At 63.5% G+C, this 17,969-nt stretch carries 12 protein-coding genes; 7 read left to right on the plus strand and 5 right to left on the minus strand.

From position 1 onward, the window contains the following. Window positions 1-320: 320 nt before the first annotated feature. Window positions 321-3,761: a bifunctional proline dehydrogenase/L-glutamate gamma-semialdehyde dehydrogenase PutA gene (putA, locus tag ABFY71_RS01965; RefSeq protein WP_347944424.1), complete on the minus strand. Its 3,441-nt coding sequence runs from the start codon at window positions 3,759-3,761 to the stop codon at window positions 321-323. A 178-nt stretch (window positions 3,762-3,939) separates the two neighbouring features. Here putA and ABFY71_RS01970 point away from each other — a divergent pair, with 178 nt between their 5' ends. Beyond that, window positions 3,940-4,407: an Lrp/AsnC family transcriptional regulator gene (locus tag ABFY71_RS01970; protein ID WP_347944425.1), complete on the plus strand. Its 468-nt coding sequence runs from the start codon at window positions 3,940-3,942 to the stop codon at window positions 4,405-4,407. 20 nt (window positions 4,408-4,427) lie between these two features. Here ABFY71_RS01970 and ABFY71_RS01975 read toward each other — a convergent pair whose 3' ends face one another. From ABFY71_RS01975 to ABFY71_RS01985, 3 genes are all read right to left on the minus strand, one after another. Then, window positions 4,428-5,465 (minus strand): sulfate/molybdate ABC transporter ATP-binding protein, encoded by a 1,038-nt coding sequence (locus tag ABFY71_RS01975; protein WP_347944426.1) that lies wholly within the window; start codon window positions 5,463-5,465, stop codon window positions 4,428-4,430. Between the two features lie 243 nt (window positions 5,466-5,708). Then, window positions 5,709-6,200 carry a group III truncated hemoglobin gene (locus ABFY71_RS01980; RefSeq protein ID WP_347944427.1) on the minus strand — a complete coding sequence of 164 codons (492 nt, stop codon included), beginning with the start codon at window positions 6,198-6,200 and terminating at the stop codon, window positions 5,709-5,711. Further along, window positions 6,197-6,865: a helix-turn-helix transcriptional regulator gene (locus ABFY71_RS01985; RefSeq protein WP_347944428.1), complete on the minus strand. Its 669-nt coding sequence runs from the start codon at window positions 6,863-6,865 to the stop codon at window positions 6,197-6,199. The genes ABFY71_RS01980 and ABFY71_RS01985 overlap by 4 nt, the downstream gene beginning before the upstream one ends. A gap of 219 nt (window positions 6,866-7,084) precedes the next feature. On the opposite strand from ABFY71_RS01985, the gene ABFY71_RS01990 reads away from it, so the two are divergent. Both ABFY71_RS01990 and ABFY71_RS01995 read left to right on the plus strand, forming a co-directional pair. Continuing rightward, window positions 7,085-7,636 carry a flavin reductase family protein gene (locus ABFY71_RS01990; RefSeq protein ID WP_347944429.1) on the plus strand — a complete coding sequence of 184 codons (552 nt, stop codon included), beginning with the start codon at window positions 7,085-7,087 and terminating at the stop codon, window positions 7,634-7,636. Window positions 7,637-7,730: 94 nt separating this feature from the next. Further along, window positions 7,731-8,015, plus strand: a complete 285-nt coding sequence (locus ABFY71_RS01995) for a DUF6894 family protein (protein WP_347944430.1) — start codon at window positions 7,731-7,733, stop codon at window positions 8,013-8,015. A gap of 55 nt (window positions 8,016-8,070) precedes the next feature. Here the strand turns inward: ABFY71_RS01995 and ABFY71_RS02000 are convergent, their stop codons facing one another. Continuing rightward, the gene (locus ABFY71_RS02000; RefSeq protein ID WP_347944431.1) at window positions 8,071-8,229 is read right to left on the minus strand and encodes a hypothetical protein; all 159 of its coding nucleotides are present in this window, start codon (window positions 8,227-8,229) and stop codon (window positions 8,071-8,073) included. Window positions 8,230-8,528: 299 nt separating this feature from the next. On the opposite strand from ABFY71_RS02000, the gene ABFY71_RS02005 reads away from it, so the two are divergent. From ABFY71_RS02005 to ABFY71_RS02020, 4 genes are all read left to right on the plus strand, one after another. Beyond that, window positions 8,529-13,208 carry an NAD-glutamate dehydrogenase gene (locus tag ABFY71_RS02005; protein ID WP_347944432.1) on the plus strand — a complete coding sequence of 1,560 codons (4,680 nt, stop codon included), beginning with the start codon at window positions 8,529-8,531 and terminating at the stop codon, window positions 13,206-13,208. A gap of 110 nt (window positions 13,209-13,318) precedes the next feature. Then, window positions 13,319-15,385, plus strand: a complete 2,067-nt coding sequence (locus tag ABFY71_RS02010; RefSeq protein WP_347944433.1) for an ATP-dependent helicase — start codon at window positions 13,319-13,321, stop codon at window positions 15,383-15,385. Between the two features lie 153 nt (window positions 15,386-15,538). Then, on the plus strand, window positions 15,539-16,486 hold the full coding sequence (locus tag ABFY71_RS02015; protein ID WP_347944434.1) for a class 1 fructose-bisphosphatase: 948 nt from the start codon (window positions 15,539-15,541) through the stop codon (window positions 16,484-16,486). 203 nt (window positions 16,487-16,689) lie between these two features. After that, window positions 16,690-17,961 carry an AGE family epimerase/isomerase gene (locus ABFY71_RS02020; RefSeq protein ID WP_347944435.1) on the plus strand — a complete coding sequence of 424 codons (1,272 nt, stop codon included), beginning with the start codon at window positions 16,690-16,692 and terminating at the stop codon, window positions 17,959-17,961. Window positions 17,962-17,969 lie beyond the last annotated feature (8 nt).

The following is a 17,969-nucleotide window of genomic DNA, read 5'->3' on the forward strand; positions in this document are numbered from 1 at the left end:
TGCAGACCGATACCTGGTCCGATGGAGAACACCACGCCCCCTTAAAAAAACCGTCTCGTGACTGACGGTGATGCAGGACGCCACGCGGATCTCGATGCCCCGGCCGTGGCCGGTGCGGTGCAGGATATTGGGACCATAGCAGGCGGCAGTGGTGACGCTTCGGGCAGCCTGTCGGCGGTGCTGGCAAGGCTGGGGCTGAAACTGATGCGGCTTCCAAAGCAAGAAGCACTAGCGCGAATCTCCCCCCCCCCCCGCACTGGCGTGATAGCCGGAGCGGGGCATGTCGTTGCAATAGCTGTGCAGGCCGCCGCGTTGCCCGGCTAGCCCGCCTGGGCCATCAGGCTGGCATTGCCACCGGCGGCGGTGGTGTCGATGCAGACATGGCGTTCAACCAGCAGGCGGCTGGAATCGTCGGCAGAAGTCAGCAGCGGGATGATCGGGCCATCGCGTTCGCTCAGGGCGATGCGGACGGCGCGCAGGGTGGCCTCGTCGGCAAAGCAGGCGACGGCGTCGAAACTGTCGCTGCTGCGCAGCACGTCGAGGTCGAGTTCGGCCAGCAGGGCCGTATTGCCCAGACTGGCGCAGATAACGGCCTGGGCCTGCTGCTGGGCCGTGGTGGGGCCGAGGCAGAGCACGCGGCCGCGGGGCGCCGAGTGCATGATATTGCTCTCCCCGGTGGGGCCAGGCAGCACCGTGGGAGCGCTGTCCGTGGGACCGGGCGCGGTGGTGAAGCGCGGCACATAGTGCGGCCCACCGGCCTTGGGACCGGTGCCGGAAAGCCCTTCGCCGCCGAAAGGCTGCGAGCCGACAGCGGCGCCGATCTGATTGCGGTTGATATAGATATTGCCGGCGCGGATGGCGCGCGAGACGGCGGCGACGCGCGAGGAGATGCGGGTGTGCATGCCAAAGGTCAGGCCATAGCCCGAGGCATTGATGTCGGCGATGACGGCGTCAATCTGGTCGGCCTTGAAAAGGGCGATGTGCAGCACCGGGCCAAAGATTTCCTCGGTGAGATCGGTAATGCTGTTCACCTCGAGCACGGTGGGGGCGACATAGGTGCCGCCTGTGGGCGCCTTCAGCTGATGGATCAATTTCCCGGCCCTGGCGTAACTGTCGATATGGGCCTGGATTTTGGTGCGCGCAGCCTCGTCGATGACGGGGCCGACATCATGGGCCAGGGTCCAGGGGTCGCCCAGTGCCAGTTCATCCATGGCGCCCTTGAGCATCTCGATGGTGCGTTCGGCAGCATCTTCCTGCAGATAGAGAATGCGCAGGGCCGAACAACGCTGACCGGCCGATTGGAAGGCCGAGGTGATGATGTCACGCACCGCCTGCTCGGGCAGCGCGGTGGAATCAACGATCATCGCATTGAGGCCGCCGGTTTCCGCCACGAGCGGCGCAGTGGGGGCCAGATGGGTGGCCATGGTGTGATCAATGCGGCGTGCGGTGGGCAGCGAGCCGGTGAAGACCACGCCGGCAATAGCCGGGTTTGCGGTGAGCGCAGTGCCGACCTCCCCGCCGCCGGGGAGCAATTGCAGGGCGTCAGCCGGGATGCCGGCTTCGTGCAGGAGCTGGATGGCGCGAAAGGCGATGAGCGGGGTTTGTGGCGCCGGCTTGGCCAGCACCGGATTGCCAGCGACCAGTGCGCCGGCAATCTGGCCGGTGAAAATGGCCAGCGGGAAATTCCACGGCGAAATGGCCGCGATAGGACCGAGCGCGGAAGCGAGCGGGAGCCGTTCGGCCTGATCGGCATAATAGCGCAGGAAATCGACGGCTTCGCGGACTTCGGCAATGGCGTCAGACCAGGATTTGCCGGCCTCCCGAGCCAGAAGGGCGAAGAGTTCGGCGCTGTGGGTTTCATAAAGGTCAGCGGCTGCGCGCAGGGAAGCGGTGCGCATGCCCACCGGGGTTTGCCCCCAGTTGGAGGCTGCTGCAGCGGCAATGGCGGCGGTGACGTCATCCGTGCTGGCATCGGTGACGCTGCCGACGATATCATTGTGTCGGGCGGGATTGCGCATTTCCGTGACCGGCCCGGCGTATCCTTTGGCGGCCTTCCCCTGGTAGGCGGAGCCGTCTGGTGCGTTCGGCGCGGTCAGCGGCGTGGCGTGCCACCTGGTGTTGGCGAAAGCGTCGCGGGCCGATTGCATGGCCGAAAACGCGATGGGATCGCTCACGTCGAGGCCAGCGGAATTGACCCGGTCGCCAAAAATGGCCAGGGGCGCCGGGATGACGGGGTTGGGGATGGCATCGCCAAGGGCCAGGATTTTGGCGATCGGATCTTCGGCGACAACCGAGGCAGGAATGTCCTCGTCGGCGATCTGGTAGACGAAAGAGCCATTGGCGCCGTTTTCAAGCAGGCGGCGGACCAGATAGGCCAATAGATCCTTGTGCGCGCCCACCGGGGCATAGATGCGGGTGCGGGTGCCGAGGCTGGTGCGCAGCACATCCTGCAGGCGCTCACCCATGCCGTGCAGACGCTGGAACTCGAAGGCATCAGTGCCCTGCCCCGCTTCCTCTGCCAGATGCAGCACAGCGGTGGCAGTGTGGGCATTGTGGGTGGCGAATTGCGGATAGATATTGCCGGCGGCAAAGAGCTTTCGGGCTGCAGCGATATAGCTGATATCGGTTGAGGCCTTGCGGGTGAAAACCGGATAGTCCGGCAGGCCGAGCACCTGGGAACGCTTGATTTCGGCATCCCAGTAGGCGCCCTTGACCAGTCGCACCATGATGCGGCGATCCAGTGCGTTGGCGGTGGCGTCGAGCCAGTCGATCAGAGGCAGGACGCGCTTGCCATAGGCCTGCACGACGACGCCAAACCCATCCCAGCCGGCCAGTTCCGGCGTGGCGAGAACTTCCGCGATGATGTCGAGCGACAGATCGAGGCGGTCGGCCTCCTCGGCATCGATATTGAACCCGATATTGGCGTTCTTGGCAGCGATGGCCAATTGGCGCGTCAAATCAACCAGTTCGGTCATGACGCGGTGGCGCTGGTTGAACTCGTAGCGCGGGTGCAGCGCCGAGAGTTTGACCGAAATGCCGGGATTGTCGCGGACCGAAGCCGATTTCGCATTCGGTGCTAGGCGCGCAATGGCATTGGCATAAGCGTCAAAATAGCGGGCGGCGTCGGCGCTGGTGCGGGCGGCCTCGCCCAGCATGTCATAGGAATAGGTGTAGCCGTTGGCTTCCTGCTTTTTGGCGCGGGTGACGGCTTCATCAATGCTGCGGCCAAAGACGAACTGGCTGCCGAGCAGGCGCATGGCCTGCCCCACCGCGGTGCGGATGACCGGCTCGCCCAGGCGCGCCACGGCGCGATGGAAGGCCGATCGTGGCGCGACCGCCGGATCGCCCAGGACTTCGGCGGTAAGGCTAAGCGCCAGGGACGAGAAGTTGACCAGATGGTTGGACGAGGCGCCGAAATGGCTGGTCCAGTCAGAACCACCGACCTTGTCGTGGATCAGGGCATCGACAGTGTCGGCATCGGGCACGCGCAACAGCGCTTCGGCCAGCGACATCAGCGCCACCCCTTCATCGGTGGCCAGGCCATATTCAGACAGGAAGGATTCCATCAGGCCCAGGCGATTGCCCTGGCGCACGGTGGTGACCAGCTGTTCAGCGCGGGCCGAAATGGCGGCGCGGGCGGCGTCATCAAGCCCGGTATCAACGATCAACTGGTGAACCAGCGCCGTTTCGTCAGCAAAATTGCGCTCACGCAGGGATTGGCGGGCGGTGTCAATGGCAGCAATGGGGCTGGTCTGGGTCATGGTGCTCTCTGCGCAATCAAGCGCGGCAGACATATCGCGGGATGGCAGGGTGATTGGTACAAATGCCTGCTGATTACCGAACCCACATTGCCACAAGACGAACAGGCGTTTCGCCTGTTCAGCTGGCCCTAATGCCCGCTGTGATGTAAAGTAGCGGCGCACTGCAGGACAATCGACCATGAAAACCGTCACCTACGAGACTCTGGACCAGATCGACCGTCGCATCCTTGATGTGCTGGCGCAGGATGGCCGGATCAGCGTGGCGGAATTGAGCCGTCGCGTGAATCTGAGCAAGACGCCGTGTCAGGCCCGGATCACCCGATTGGAGAAGGCCGGCTATATTCTGGGCTACCGAGCGGTGATCGATCCGCGGCGGTTGGGCCTGCCGCATGTGGCTTTTGTCGAGGTGAAGCTGAGCGATACCCGCAAGAGCGCGCTAAGCGCCTTCAACAAGGCAGTGCGGGCCATTCCCGAGGTGGAACAGGCCCATATGATCGCCTCGAGCTTTGATTACCTGCTCAAGGTGCGCACCAAGGATATCGCTGGCTATCGCGAAGTGCTGGGCGAGCGGATTTCAGCCCTGCCGCATGTGGCGCACACCAGCACGCATGTGTCGATGGAGGCGGTAAAGGGCGACGAAGAATAGGCCGGCATGCGGCGGCTGCATCAGGCCGCCGGGAACAGGGTCCAGCGCCGGGGGCGGAAGGCCAGACGGGTTTTCTCACCGGCGGGATGATCGAAAGGCAGGTCGATTTCGACCTTGTGATCGCTGCCCCCAATGCCCAGTTCGACGCGGCGGGTGCCGCCGACACGGCGGGTGGCGCTGACCACGCCGGTCAGTGAAGCATCGGCTTCGATCAGATCGACATCGTGCGGGCGGAAGAACAGGCGGGCCTGCCCCGGCGGGGTGTCACCGGCAGGGATGCCGATGGCGTGGCCGCCGACCCAAAGCTCGTGGTTTTCGACGGTGACCGGCAGTTCGCTGGAACTGCCGATAAATCCGAAGACGAATGGCGAACTGGGATGGTCGTACACCCTGTCGGGCTTGCCGATCTGCTCAATCCTGCCCTGGCTCATCACGCAGAGACGATCCGAGAGCTCGATGGCCTCCTCCTGATCGTGCGTGACAAAGACGGTGGTGTGCCCGGTACGGTCGTGCAGTTCTCGCAGCCACTTGCGCAATTCGCGGCGGACCTGAGCGTCGAGCGCGCCAAACGGCTCGTCGAGCAGCAGCACGCTCGGCTCGATAGCCAGCGCCCGGGCCAAGGCAACGCGCTGGCGCTGACCGCCCGAAAGCTGGTTGGGGTAGCGCTTTTCCAGACCGCAGAGTTGCACCAGATCGAGCAGCTCCATGGCACGGCGGCGGATTTCTTTGGCTGGCGGCCGCGTGGAGCGGGGACGCACCGAGAGGCCGAAGGAGATGTTCTCCAGGATCGTCATGTGGCGGAACAGGGCATAGTGCTGAAACACAAAGCCAATATTGCGCCGCTGCACGCTCCATTCGGAGGCATCGGTATCGCCAAAGAAAATGGCGCCCGTGGTGGGTGTTTCAAGGCCGGCGATCAGGCGCAGCAGCGTGGTTTTGCCTGAGCCCGAGGGACCCAGCAGCGCGATCAGCTCGCCCGACACAATGTCGAGCGATACATCATGCAGCGCCGGGAAGCGGTCAAATTCCTTGCGCACATTCTGAACGCGAACTTCCATGAAAACCAAATCCCATCAGTGAGTGCCGGCGGCGATTTCTCCACCAGAACGCCATTCCAGCGCCGACTTCAACACCAGCGTGACCAGCGCCGGCAAGGCCGGCAAAGGCCACCGTGGCTTTATCTTCACTGTAGAGCATTTCCACCTGCGGCGGTATTGCGGAGGTCTGGCCGCGAACTCTCCCCAATGGCCGGCCATCACAAAACGCGGCGCGGCAACTTGCGGATGAACAGCCCGGGGCGGCTAGTCCTGGGGCGGAGACCAGAGCGGGGTTTCGCGTTCCAACGGGGCCATGGAGGCGATATCTTCGCCGCGACGCATGGCGATGTTCATACGGAAACTGTTGCCGATGCGCTCGGAGCGCTCGACGAACAGGGCCGCGACATCGGGCGGGCAGAGTTGCTCAACAGTGCGGCGGAACAGGGCCAGCCAGCGCCTGAAATGAGGGTCGCCAAGCTCGGGGATGGCCATATGCTTTGGCAAGGGCCGGCCGGCATAGCGGCCAGTGCCAAGCAGCATGGAGCTCCAGAAGTCGGCGATCAACTCCAGGTGATGCGGCCAGGCTTCCGGTGCGATGATGCGGTTGAACACCGGGCCGATCAGCGGGTCCTTGCGGACATCGGCATAGAACTGGTCGACCACCGCGCGGATCATGGTTTCATCAAGCTCGGTGGGGGTTTCCCAGCCCACCCGCTGATGCTGGGTGCCGATGGGCGGACGGGGATTGCTGGTCATTCTGACAAGGCCTCACGAATGGAATAGCTGCAACGGCGCCCGCCCGAGACGATATGCTCGTCGCGGGTGACAATGGCCTCGGTCCCCAGCACCGAGCGGAACACGTCCAGTTCAGCGCGGCAGAAGTCCTGGCAGGCGGTTGCCGCGGCGCAGATAGGACAGTGATTCTCCAACAGCAGCAGCGAGCCATCGGGCTGTTCGCGCCACTCGGCCATGTAACCTTCATGGGAACGCAGACTGGCCAAGGTGGCGACCTTGTCACGCAAGCTGGTGCATGGCGCCATGGCAGCTTCATAGGCGGCAGTGGTTTGCGCCTCGCGGCTGGCGATGATGGTATCCAGCGCGCCCTCCCCCAGAGTATTGCGGACAATCTCGAGCAATTGCACGGTCAGTGCGGCGTGGGTATCGGGAAAGCGGGCCTGGGCCGCAGCGGTCAAGCTCCAGCTCTGGGTGGGACGGCCAACACCAGCGGACTGACTGGTCGCGGCGACCAGGCCCTCATCGGCAAGACGCACCAATTGCTGGCGGGCCGCTTCACCCGTTGTGCCCAGAGCGTGCCCAATCGCGGCAGCCGACAGGGCGCCGTGCATTTTGAGCATCATGAGCACACGCTCTGCCGGATTGCGCGGCGACCAGCCCAAATTCGCCAAGGCATTGCTTGACATGTCGGGCTCAAACGTTTTCAAAGTCATGACTTGGAAATTAGACGGCGCCATGGCCAAAAGCAAGTGCGGCATGGTGACGTGACACAAATCACCGGATGAGTGAGCCAGAGTTTCCTGACAACCTCGACGAGGCGACCATGCGCTGGCGACTGCAGCAGCCATGGCCGGCAAGCCCACTACACTCCGTAATCTGTTCTCCGAACAGGCCGGAGAAGGATTATGATCGTGACTATGGCCGATTTTGAATTGCCCGAAACCATGACCCTGCGCCCGTCCCGCCATCCCGTGGTGGGCGGTGCGGAGTTCCGTGCTGCCCTGGCTGCGCTGGCATCCACGGTCTGCGTAGTGACCGCGCAGCAGGGCGAGGAAGCGATCGGGCGGACGGTGACGTCGATGCTGTCGCTGTCGCTGAACCCGCCGACCATTCTGATCTCGATCGATATCATGAGCCGGCTGGCCGATATCATCGCCAAGACCAAAGGCTTTTCGCTGGCCCTGCTGGCTGACGATCAGCAGGCGGTGGGCGATGCCTTTGCTGGCGGGCTGGCGCCCGAACAGCGGTTCACGATCGGGGACTGGTCGCGCTGGCCATCGGGGCACCCGATGTTGCTGGGCGCGGTGACCGCACTGGACTGCGAGGTGATCGGCGCTATTGAAACGGGCACGCACGTGCTGTTTGCCGGCGCCATCATCGAGACCGAGACCACCACCAGCCGCTCGCCGCTGGTGTGGCAGCGGCACCATTACCACAAGCTGAACCGGCTCGACTGAAAACGGGTGTGATGCCAAGCTGAGGGGAACGCTGTTGCAAGGCGGCCCCGACGGGGCCAGTTTGGGATGACTGGATCCCCAAAGGGAGATGGATTTGCCCAGATATTTCTTTCACTACCGCACCGATGACGAGTGGATCATGGACACCGACGGCAGTGAACTGGCGGACCTTGAGGCGGCCGAACACAATGCCGCTGCCCTGGCCAAGGCGATTGTCGAGCGCACGGCCAGCACCGGCGGCGATTCGGGCGTGCCGCGCTCCATCGAAATCACCGACGCAGCCGGTGAGGAATTGCTCTATCTGGTGTTCTGGGCCGGGCCAAAGCTGGGCGGGGATGATGATGGCGAGCCAGTGACGCCCACCATTACGGTGCACTGAAACCCGGGCGAACTATGCCCCCTCGCCCGCCGCCGGCGCCCGATGGAGCGAGCCGTCAGCTGGCGTAGAGTTGATTGAAGATACCGCCGTTGCCGGTCGAATTCTCGCTGACATTGGTCAGACTGCAGTCCTGGGCGTGGCCCGTCACCGAAAAGACCAGTACGAGCGAGGCGATCAAGGCGGCATACGCGAAGATTTTGGACACAGTGGTCATGTTTGCTCCATGGCGATCGCATGAATTAAAGACTACTACATTGGTGGAGTATTGCAAGCCTGATGCACCGCGACCGCGGCGACAAGAGAGCATATTCTTGCTCAAACAGACCCGCATTCTGGAAAACCATCACCAAAACCGGACAAAGCCAGGGCCTCAGGCAATTCCATTCCAGAACCTTACCAAACCCCTAATTCCCCACCCGGCTGCAACCGCGGCATTGTGGCCTAGAGCGAAAGGCGTGGCAGACAGCGACACCTGCGGTGCCTAGACTGGCACTGCAAGTTGAGGAGTCGTCGATGACCACGGTACAGGCAAATCGTCCCGCCATGCTGAAGCGTGCTGTTGCACTCGAAAGCGAGGATGCCGAGTTTGCCCAATTCCTGCGGGCCGCCGTGCTGGCCACCGACAGTGAGGATCTGGCGCGGGAAACCCCGGAGCGATTTGAGGCGACCATGCGGCAATCGCATGCGCAGCTAAAGGCCTATGACGGCACAGGCAGCAGGCTGAGCGCGACCGAACCGGCGCAGGCCGGAGACCCGCTGGTGCTCGATATCGTCTCACCCGACATGCCGTTCATCGTCGACAGCGCCTTGGCGGCGCTGCGCGCTGGCGGCGGCACGGTACGGCTGTTTTCGCATCCGGTGGTGCGTCAGGCTGATGGCGGGGCCCTCAGCGTGCTGCACATCCATAGCGACCCGGTCAGCGACCTGCCGGCACTGCTGGCCGAGATCGAGGCCACCATGGGCGATGTCGGCCTGGCGGTGCACGATTGGCAGCCCATGCTGGATCGCCTGCGCAAGGCCATTGCCGAACTGGGAGGGCAGAAGGCCAGCCAGATCAATGAGTCACTGCGGTTTCTTGACTGGCTGGTGGAACACAATTTCACGTTCCTGGGGATGCGCGACTATCACATCGAGGGTGATGTGCTGGCGCCGGTGGCCAATAGCGGGCTGGGTATTCTGACCGACCCGAGCCTAAAGGTACTGCGCAGTGGGCCGGAATTCGTTGAATCGACACCCCAGCACGCCGCCTTCATTGCTTCGGGCGAGCCGTTGCTGGTGACCAAGGCCAATGTGCGGTCGCGGGTACATCGGCGTCAGCACATGGATTATGTGGGCATCAAGACCTACGCCGCCGACGGCAAGGCTGTGGGCGAGTTGCGCATTGTCGGCCTGTTCACGGCACAGGCGCTGGCGACACCCCATACAGATGTGCCGATCATCAGGCGCAAGATTGCCGAGGTGATGCGCAAATCCGGCGTTGATCCGATCGGGCATGACGGTCGGGCCCTGCTGAGCGCGCTGGACAGCTATCCGCGCGACGAACTGTTCCAGATCGAGGTGGAGCAGCTGTTCGAGTTTTCCACCGCGATCGCCGCGCTCTATGACCGGCCACGCGTTCGGGTGCTGCCCCGTATCGACCGGTTCGACAACTTTGTCTCGGTGCTCGTCTACGTACCGCGCGACCGCTATGACGGCGCGGCCCGCGCCCGGATCACGCAGTATCTGGCCCAGATCTATGATGGCCGCGTTTCGGCGTTCTACCCGCATTTCCCCGAAGGAGAGCTGGTGCGGGTGCACGTAATCATCGGCCGGGTATCGGGCACAACGCCGCAGCCAAGCCGGACGGAACTTGAGGCCAATGTCGACCTGCTGACCAGCAATTTTGGTGACACGCTGATGGCCAGTGCCGACGATCCCGCCGCCATCAGCGACTATCGAACAGCGTTTTCAGCAGCCTATCAATCGCGCAATTCGGCGCGGGATGCCCATGCCGATATCGTCGTGTTCAGAGGTCTGGGCGACAGCACGCGGGTAGCGATCCGGCTGCATGCCGATGATGGCTCCGACGGCGTGCTGGCGCTCCGCTTTTACCATCGCGAACAGGCCATTCCGCTGAGCGATCGCGTGCCGATGATCGAGGCCTTCGGCTTCCGGGTCATTGACGAACGGACCTATACGGTTACGCCGCGTGACGGGGTGGAGCGCTATATCCACGACATGGTGCTGACCCCCAGTGATGGCAGCGTGTTCGATCTTGCGGCGCACGGCGCGGCCGTTGAAGACGGCTTGCTGGCCGTGTGGGACGGGCTGGCGGAAAGCGACCAGCTCAACACGCTGGTGAGCCGCACCGGCCTGGGCTGGAACGACGCCGCGCTGCTGCGGGCGCTCTCGCGCTATTTGCGGCAGATCGGCATTTCCTACTCGCAGCGCTATATCGCCCAGGTGCTGGTGAACCAGACTGACGCGGCCGAGGCGCTGGTGGAGTTGTTCAACGCGCTGCACGACCCCGAGGTGAGCGATCGCGATGCCAGGGCGGTCGCGGCACGGGCCCGGATCGACACGGCACTCGAGGCCATGGCGTCGCTGGATGAAGACACCATCGTCCGGCGTTTTCGCAATCTGATGGATAGCGCGGTGCGCACCAATGCCTTCCAGCGCGACGCGGAGGGCAATCGGATGCCGGCGCTGGCGATCAAATTCGACAGCAGCGCGGTGGACGGCATGGTGGCACCACGGCCCTATCGCGAAATTTCGGTGTATTCGCCGCGCGTTGAAGGCGTTCACATGCGGTTTGGCGCGATTGCCCGTGGCGGGCTGCGCTGGTCGGACCGTCCCGAGGATTTCCGCACCGAAGTGCTCGGACTGGTCAAGGCGCAGCAGGTCAAGAATGCGGTGATCGTGCCAGTGGGTGCCAAGGGCGGGTTTGTGCCCAAACGGTTGACGGCAGGCATGCCGCGCGAGGCATTCCAGGCCGAGGGGCTCGCCAGCTACAAGATATTCATCGGGGCACTGCTCGATGTGACCGACAATCTGATTGATGGCGCGGTGGTGCCGCCACACGCTGTGGTGCGGCGCGATGGTGACGATCCCTATCTGGTGGTGGCCGCCGACAAGGGCACGGCCAGTTTCTCCGATACCGCTAACGCTATTGCCACCAGCCGGGGCTACTGGCTGGGCGACGCCTTCGCCTCGGGCGGCTCGGCCGGCTATGACCACAAGGGAATGGGGATTACCGCGCGCGGCGGCTGGGAAGCGGTGAAGCGACACTTCCGCGAGATGGATCGGGATATCCAGAGCACGCCGTTCACCGTTGTTGGCGTCGGTGACATGAGCGGCGACGTGTTTGGCAACGGCATGCTGCTCAGCCCGCAGACCCGGCTGGTGGCGGCATTTGATCACCGCGACATCTTCATCGACCCCAATCCGGACCCGGCCAGGAGCCTGGCGGAACGCCAGCGGCTGTTCGCCCTGCCCCGCTCCAGCTGGCAGGACTATGACGGTGCACTGATTTCCATCGGCGGCGGGGTGTTTTCGCGCAGCCTGAAGTCGGTGCCGCTATCGCCGGAAATCAAGGCAGCGCTTGGGATGAGCGCCGACCAGGCGACCCCCAGTGAGGTGATTTCGGCAATCCTCAGAGCCGAAGTGGATCTGTTGTGGTTTGGCGGCATTGGCACCTATGTGCGGTCGACCCAGGAAAGCAATGCTGAGGTGGGTGACCGCGCCAATGATGGCATCCGCATTACCGGAGGCGAGGTGCGTGCCAAGGTGATCGGTGAAGGCGCCAATCTGGGAATGACCCAGCGTGGCCGGGTCGAATATGCGCTCAAGGGCGGGCGCATCAACACCGACGCGATCGACAATTCGGCCGGGGTCAATTCGAGTGATCTGGAAGTCAATATCAAGATCGCTGTGGCGCCGCTGCTGGCGGCAGGGGCACTGGATCTGGAGGCGCGCAACGCCTTGCTGGTGACCATGACCGACGAGGTCGCCGAGCTGTGCCTGCGCAACAACTACCTGCAGGGGCTGGCCCTGTCGCTGGCCGAGCGTGCCGGACTGGCCGAATTGCCCGTCCATCGCGAACTGATCGAGCGGCTGGAACAGCGCGGCCTGCTGGATCGGGCGGTGGAATTCCTGCCCAGCGATGCCGTGCTGAACGCCCGCATGGCCACTGGCACGGCCCTGGTGCGGCCCGAACTGGCGGTGATCCTGGCTTATGCCAAGCTGACGCTTTATGCCGATCTGCTAGAGGGACACGGTATCGATGATGCGTATCTGGCTGGCGAACTCTACCGCTACTTCCCCGACATTCTGCACAATGCCTATCCCGATGCGGTAACCAATCACCGGCTGAAGCGTGAAGTGATCGCCACGGTGCTGGCCAATGCGATGATCAATCGCGGCGGCCCGGCTTTTGTCACCGATCTGACGGCGGCCACCAGCGCCAGTCCGGGTGAAGCGGCACTGGCCTATGCAGCGACCCGCGATGCCTATGGGCTGACCGCATTGAATGCGGAAATCGACGCGCTAGACAATGTGGTCGATGGTGCGGTGCAGTTGGGTCTTTATGCCGAGGTGATGGCGCTGCTGCGGCAGGAGAGCCTGTGGTTCCTGCGCAATGCCGACGTGACGCAGGGCCTGAGCGGGTTGGTGGAGCGCCATGCCGCGGGTGTGGCGGCGCTGCGGGACCTCGCCGGAACAATCCTGCCCGGCTCGCTGGCGCAGGACGTCGCCGAGATGGCGCAAACCCTGCGCGGCAACAAGGTGCCGGACGCCACGGCGCAGCGCATCGCGGAACTGCCGGTGATTGGCTATGCCAGCGATATCGTGCTGGTCAGCGAGCGTGCCGGAGTGGCGCTGGCCGACGGCGCCGCGGCATTCTTTGGCGTGTTCACCACGTTCAATCTGTGGCCGGTAATTGCGCAGAGCCGCGCATTGCTGCTCAGCGACCGGTTTGACCGCATGGCGCTCGACCGCGCTTTGGCCAATCTGATGCGGGCGCAGCGCGACCTGACGGCCGACGTGCTCAAGACCGAGGGCGCATCGGTGGCGGCAAAGCTGGCCGACTGGCAGGTGCGGCGCAAGGCGGGGATCGACCGGACGGCCACCGCCGTGGCCGATCTGACGCAGGGCTCGCTGACCGTATCGCGGCTGACGGTTGCCGCCGGTCTGCTGGCCGATCTGGCGCAGGAATAGGTTGACGCGCATCCGGCGGCGCTGAGCGTCGTCGTCCCGCTTCACCCAGACGCATTGCGAACAAAACAAGAAACGTGTTCCCTGAGACCTTGTCCGGAGGATGCCGATTCGTGCTTGCCAGCCCCACCTATCTCGACGCCCTGAACCCAGAGCAACGCCGCGCCGTGGAACATGGTACGGGTGACGCCACGCCCGGGCCGTTGCTGGTCATTGCGGGCGCCGGATCGGGCAAGACCAATACGCTGGCGCATCGCGTGGCACATCTGATCGTCCACGGTGCTGATCCGCGCCGGATTTTGTTGATGACATTTTCGCGGCGCGCGGCCAGCGAAATGAGCCGGCGGGTGGAGCGTATCGCGGCACAGGTGTTGGGCACCAGTGCGGGGGCGATGACCGACGCACTCGCCTGGGCCGGGACGTTTCACGGCATTGGGGCCCGGCTGCTGCGCGAACATGCTACCCAGATCGGGCTCGACACCGCCTTCACCATTCATGATCGCGAAGACTCCGCCGATCTGATGAACCTGGTGCGGCATGAGCTGGGGTTTTCCGAGACCAAGAGCCGCTTTCCCACCAAGGGCACCTGCCTCGCCATCTACTCCCGCGTGGTCAATGCCCAGGATGACCTGGACGCAGTGCTCAAGGCCACCTTCCCGTGGTGCGCCATGTGGAGCGCGCAATTGCGCGAACTGTTCAGCTTCTACGTGGCGGCCAAGCAGGCCCAGAACGTGCTCGATTACGACGATTTGCTGCTCTACTGGGCCGGGATGATGGCCGAGCCTGCCATGGCGGCCGAAGTGGCCGCGCGGTTCGACCATGTGCTCGTCGATGAGTACCAGGACACCAACAAGCTGCAGTCTTCGGTATTGCTGGCGCTGAAGCCGCAGGGGCACGGACTGACGGTGGTGGGCGACGACGCCCAATCCATCTATTCGTTCCGGGCGGCGACGGTGCGCAATATTCTCGACTTCCCCGAGGCTTTCAGCCCGCCCGCCGCCATTGTGACGCTGGACCGCAATTATCGCTCGACGCAGCCTATTTTGGGCGCGGCCAATGCAGTGATCGAGATGGCCAGCGAGCGTTTCACCAAGAATTTGTGGACCGAACGGCAATCGGACGCCAAGCCATTGTTGGTGACCGTGCGCGATGAGGCTGACCAGGCGCGCTATGTGGTGCACAGGGTGCTTGAGGCGCGCGAGGGCGGCATGGCGCTCAAGAGCCAGGCCGTGCTGTTTCGCACCTCGAGTCATTCGGGGCCGCTGGAAATCGAGCTGACGCGGCAGAACATCCCCTTCGTCAAATTTGGCGGACTGAAATTCCTCGACGCGGCTCATATCAAGGACCTGCTGTCGATTTTGCGCTGGTCGGAAAACCCGCGCGACCGGGTCGCCGGGTTCCGCGTGCTGCAACTGCTGCCGGGTGTCGGGCCGGGCACGGCGGGCAAGGTGCTTGACGCGATGGCGACCGGACCGGACCCGGTCTGGGCCCTGGGTGAATATCCGCAGCCATTGCGGGCGGGCGAGAGCTGGGGCGGGCTGGTTGAGCTCATGCGGCGGCTGGCGCGGGGCGATGCGGGCTGGCCGAGCGAACTGGGCTATGCGCGGCTGTGGTATGAGCCACTGCTGGAGCAGGCTTATGACGACGCCATGGTGCGGGTGCAGGACATTGCGCAACTCGAACAGATTGCGGGCGGCTATCCCAGCCGGGAGCGGTTTCTGACCGAGTTGACGCTGGACCCGCCGGACGCCACCAGCGACCAGTCAGGCGTGCCGATGCTGGACGAGGACTATCTGATCCTCTCGACCATCCATTCGGCCAAGGGACAGGAATGGAAATCTGTGCATGTGCTCAATGTGGTGGATGGCTGCATTCCATCGGATCTCGGGACCGGATCGACGCATGAACTCGAAGAGGAACGTCGATTGCTCTATGTGGCGATGACGCGGGCCCGGGATGAGTTGCACCTGATCGTGCCGCAGCGGTTTTTCGTGACGCAGCAGGCCAGGCATGGCGACCGGCATCTGTATGCGCAGCGGACGCGGTTCATTCCACGGGCAATGACGGGGCTGTTCGAGGACATTTTGTGGCCAGCGGTGACGCCGGCGCATATTGAAGGGCTGGCGCCAGCACCGGTGCGGATGGATATCGGCGCACAGATGCGGGGCATGTGGAAATAGGGTCGTTGGATCGCTTCCCTGTCCGCCCCCCTATCGAGGGAATAATTCGCTTTGCGGTTGGGCGCGAACACCTCATCCTATGCCAAAGTTGGATTGTGTCCCGTGGCGGCATGGGGAGAGTGTAGCTTTCCTCCCCAGAACACAGAGTAGATCATGACCACCCTCCCCGACTGGCTTGCGGCCCAGAGCGTTGACGCCAAGCTGGCTTCGGTGATGACCACCATGGCAGCGGCGAGCATAGAAATTGCAGCGGTGCTGCGGCTGGCGGCGATCACCGGGCAGACCGGGCTGGCCGGACACACCAATGTGCAGGGCGAGGATCAGAAGCCGCTCGATATCATCTCGAACGACATCGTTTTGCAGCACATTCGGCAAAATCCGGCCATTTCGGTTCTGGTATCCGAGGAACTGGATGAACCGGTTCATATCGAGAATCAGGGCGCCTATCTGGTGGCGACCGACCCATTGGACGGGTCCTCAAATCTTGACGTAAACGTCACTGTCGGCACGATTTTTTCGATCCTCGACGCACGCAAGGGATTGCTGCAGCCCGGGAGCGCCCAATTGGGTGCCGGTTACGCCGCCTATGGGCCCGCGACCAGTCTGGTGATCACCTTCGGGCCAGTGGCAGCGGTGTTCACGCTCAATGATGACGGCGAGTTCGTGCTGACGACAGAACAGCTCAGCGTGCCACAAGCCTCGGCGGAATACGCCATCAACACGGCCCGCGAGCGGTTTTGGGATGCGGCAACCAAGGGCTATGTGGCCGAGAGTGTGGCGGGCGAAACCGGCCCTGCCGGCAAGCGCCACAATATGCGCTGGATCGGGTCGATGGTGGCCGATGTCCACCGCATTCTGGTGCGCGGTGGGATATTTCTCTATCCGCTCGACAGCGAGACGATCAGCAAGGGCGGCCGGTTGCGGCTGCTCTATGAGGCCAATCCGATGGCGCTGCTGGTCGCCGCAGCGGGCGGCCGATCGACCACCGGACGACAGAGTGTGCTCGACGTGGTACCCACCGATATTCACCAGCGCGTGCCCGTGGTGCTGGGCTCGGCCGAGGAGGTGGCACGGGTCGAGGCCTGGTACGCCAAGGGGTAGCGGCGGGGGCTCGTGCCTGCCACTCGCTGCCACATCCAAGCCGGAGCGCCCCGCACTGTCCCCCATTCGACCCGCTGTCAGTTGATCGCGGTTGCGGCGCTTTCGCGGAAATTGGCAGGAACGCAAATTGCAACGATTTTGCAGGGACGCTATAGCTCGGCGATGATGAGGTGCCGGTGTTGTTCCGCCGGCCGGGAGCCAGTATGACCGACGCCAGCACGACCCTGCCCAAGACCAATTCCAGCCCATGGCCGAGCCGGCCGTTTCATCGGCAATATCTGATGCGGCAGGCCAATAATCTGTTCGACTTCTTCGCGGCGCCCTCGTTGAACCCCAAGGGTGGTTTTTTCGAGCTGGACGATGACGGCAAGGCGCTCAATCCGGCCAATTCAGTGCGGCAGGTGCATGGCACGACGCGCATGGTGCACTGCTTTGCCATTGGCAGCCTGATCGGGCGTCCGGGCTCGGACGAAATGGTCGACCATGGCATGCACTATCTCTGGAACAAGCATCGCGACACAAGGCATGGCGGCTATGTCTGGGGCGTTGATGACCATGGCGTGACCGATGGCAGCAAGCAGGCCTATGGTCATGCCTTCGTGTTGCTGGCGGCGTCGAGTGCCAAGCTGGTGGGCCATCCCCTGGCCGACAAGGTGCTGGCCGACGTCACCGAAGTGATCGAGCACCGTTTCTGGGACGACACGGTGGGCGCGGTGCGCGAGGAATTTGGCAATGACTGGTCACAGATCACGACCTATCGCGGGCAGAATTCCAACATGCACCTGACCGAGGCGCTGATGGCCGCCTATGAGGCAACGGGCGAGAAGGCCTATCTGAGCAAGGCCGAGCGGATCGCCGAACTGATCATCGCCAGGCACGCCGTGCCCCTGGGATATCGGGTGGCCGAGCATTTCGACGAGAACTGGGTGCTCGACAAGGAATATGTCGGTTCCGAAATGTTCCGCCCGTCCGGCACCACGCCGGGGCATTGGCTTGAATGGGCGCGGCTGCTGATGCAGCTGTGGATTCTGGGCGACAAGCGGTTGAGCTGGATGCCCGACGCCGCGCGCAATCTGTTCCGCCAGTCGATCGAGCTGGGCTGGGACGCCCAGCATGGCGGGTTTTTCTATACGCTGGATTGGGACAACAAACCGGTTCTGCGGGAAAAACTATGGTGGCCGGTCAGCGAGGCGATCGGTGCCGCGGCGTTCCTCAGCGCCTATGACCGCGAGGACTATTTCCAGATCTGGTATCGCAAGCTGTGGGATTATGCCGAGAACCATGTGATCGACCATGAGCGCGGCGGCTGGCTGAGCGAGCTTAGTGAAGACCTCAAGCCCAAATCGCGACTGTTCACCGGCAAGCCCGATATCTACCACGCGCTGCAGGCCTGCCTGATCCCGCTCTATCCAGCGACCGGGAGCCTGACGGCGGCGATCATCTCCACCGACCACACGGTCAAACAGTACCAGTAGCGCCGGCT

It is taken from the genome of Devosia alba (assembly GCF_039938915.1).
In the GTDB taxonomy this organism is placed as follows: domain Bacteria; phylum Pseudomonadota; class Alphaproteobacteria; order Rhizobiales; family Devosiaceae; genus Devosia; species Devosia alba.

Coding starts and splice junctions, on each gene's coding strand:
- putA (WP_347944424.1), bottom strand. CDS start 3,761: ATGACCCAGACCAGCCCCATTGCTGCCATTGACACCGCCCGCCAATCC.
- ABFY71_RS01970 (WP_347944425.1), top strand. CDS start 3,940: ATGAAAACCGTCACCTACGAGACTCTGGACCAGATCGACCGTCGCATC.
- ABFY71_RS01975 (WP_347944426.1), bottom strand. CDS start 5,465: ATGGAAGTTCGCGTTCAGAATGTGCGCAAGGAATTTGACCGCTTCCCG.
- ABFY71_RS01980 (WP_347944427.1), bottom strand. CDS start 6,200: ATGACCAGCAATCCCCGTCCGCCCATCGGCACCCAGCATCAGCGGGTG.
- ABFY71_RS01985 (WP_347944428.1), bottom strand. CDS start 6,865: ATGTCAAGCAATGCCTTGGCGAATTTGGGCTGGTCGCCGCGCAATCCG.
- ABFY71_RS01990 (WP_347944429.1), top strand. CDS start 7,085: ATGATCGTGACTATGGCCGATTTTGAATTGCCCGAAACCATGACCCTG.
- ABFY71_RS02000 (WP_347944431.1), bottom strand. CDS start 8,229: ATGACCACTGTGTCCAAAATCTTCGCGTATGCCGCCTTGATCGCCTCG.
- ABFY71_RS02005 (WP_347944432.1), top strand. CDS start 8,529: ATGACCACGGTACAGGCAAATCGTCCCGCCATGCTGAAGCGTGCTGTT.
- ABFY71_RS02015 (WP_347944434.1), top strand. CDS start 15,539: ATGACCACCCTCCCCGACTGGCTTGCGGCCCAGAGCGTTGACGCCAAG.
- ABFY71_RS02020 (WP_347944435.1), top strand. CDS start 16,690: ATGACCGACGCCAGCACGACCCTGCCCAAGACCAATTCCAGCCCATGG.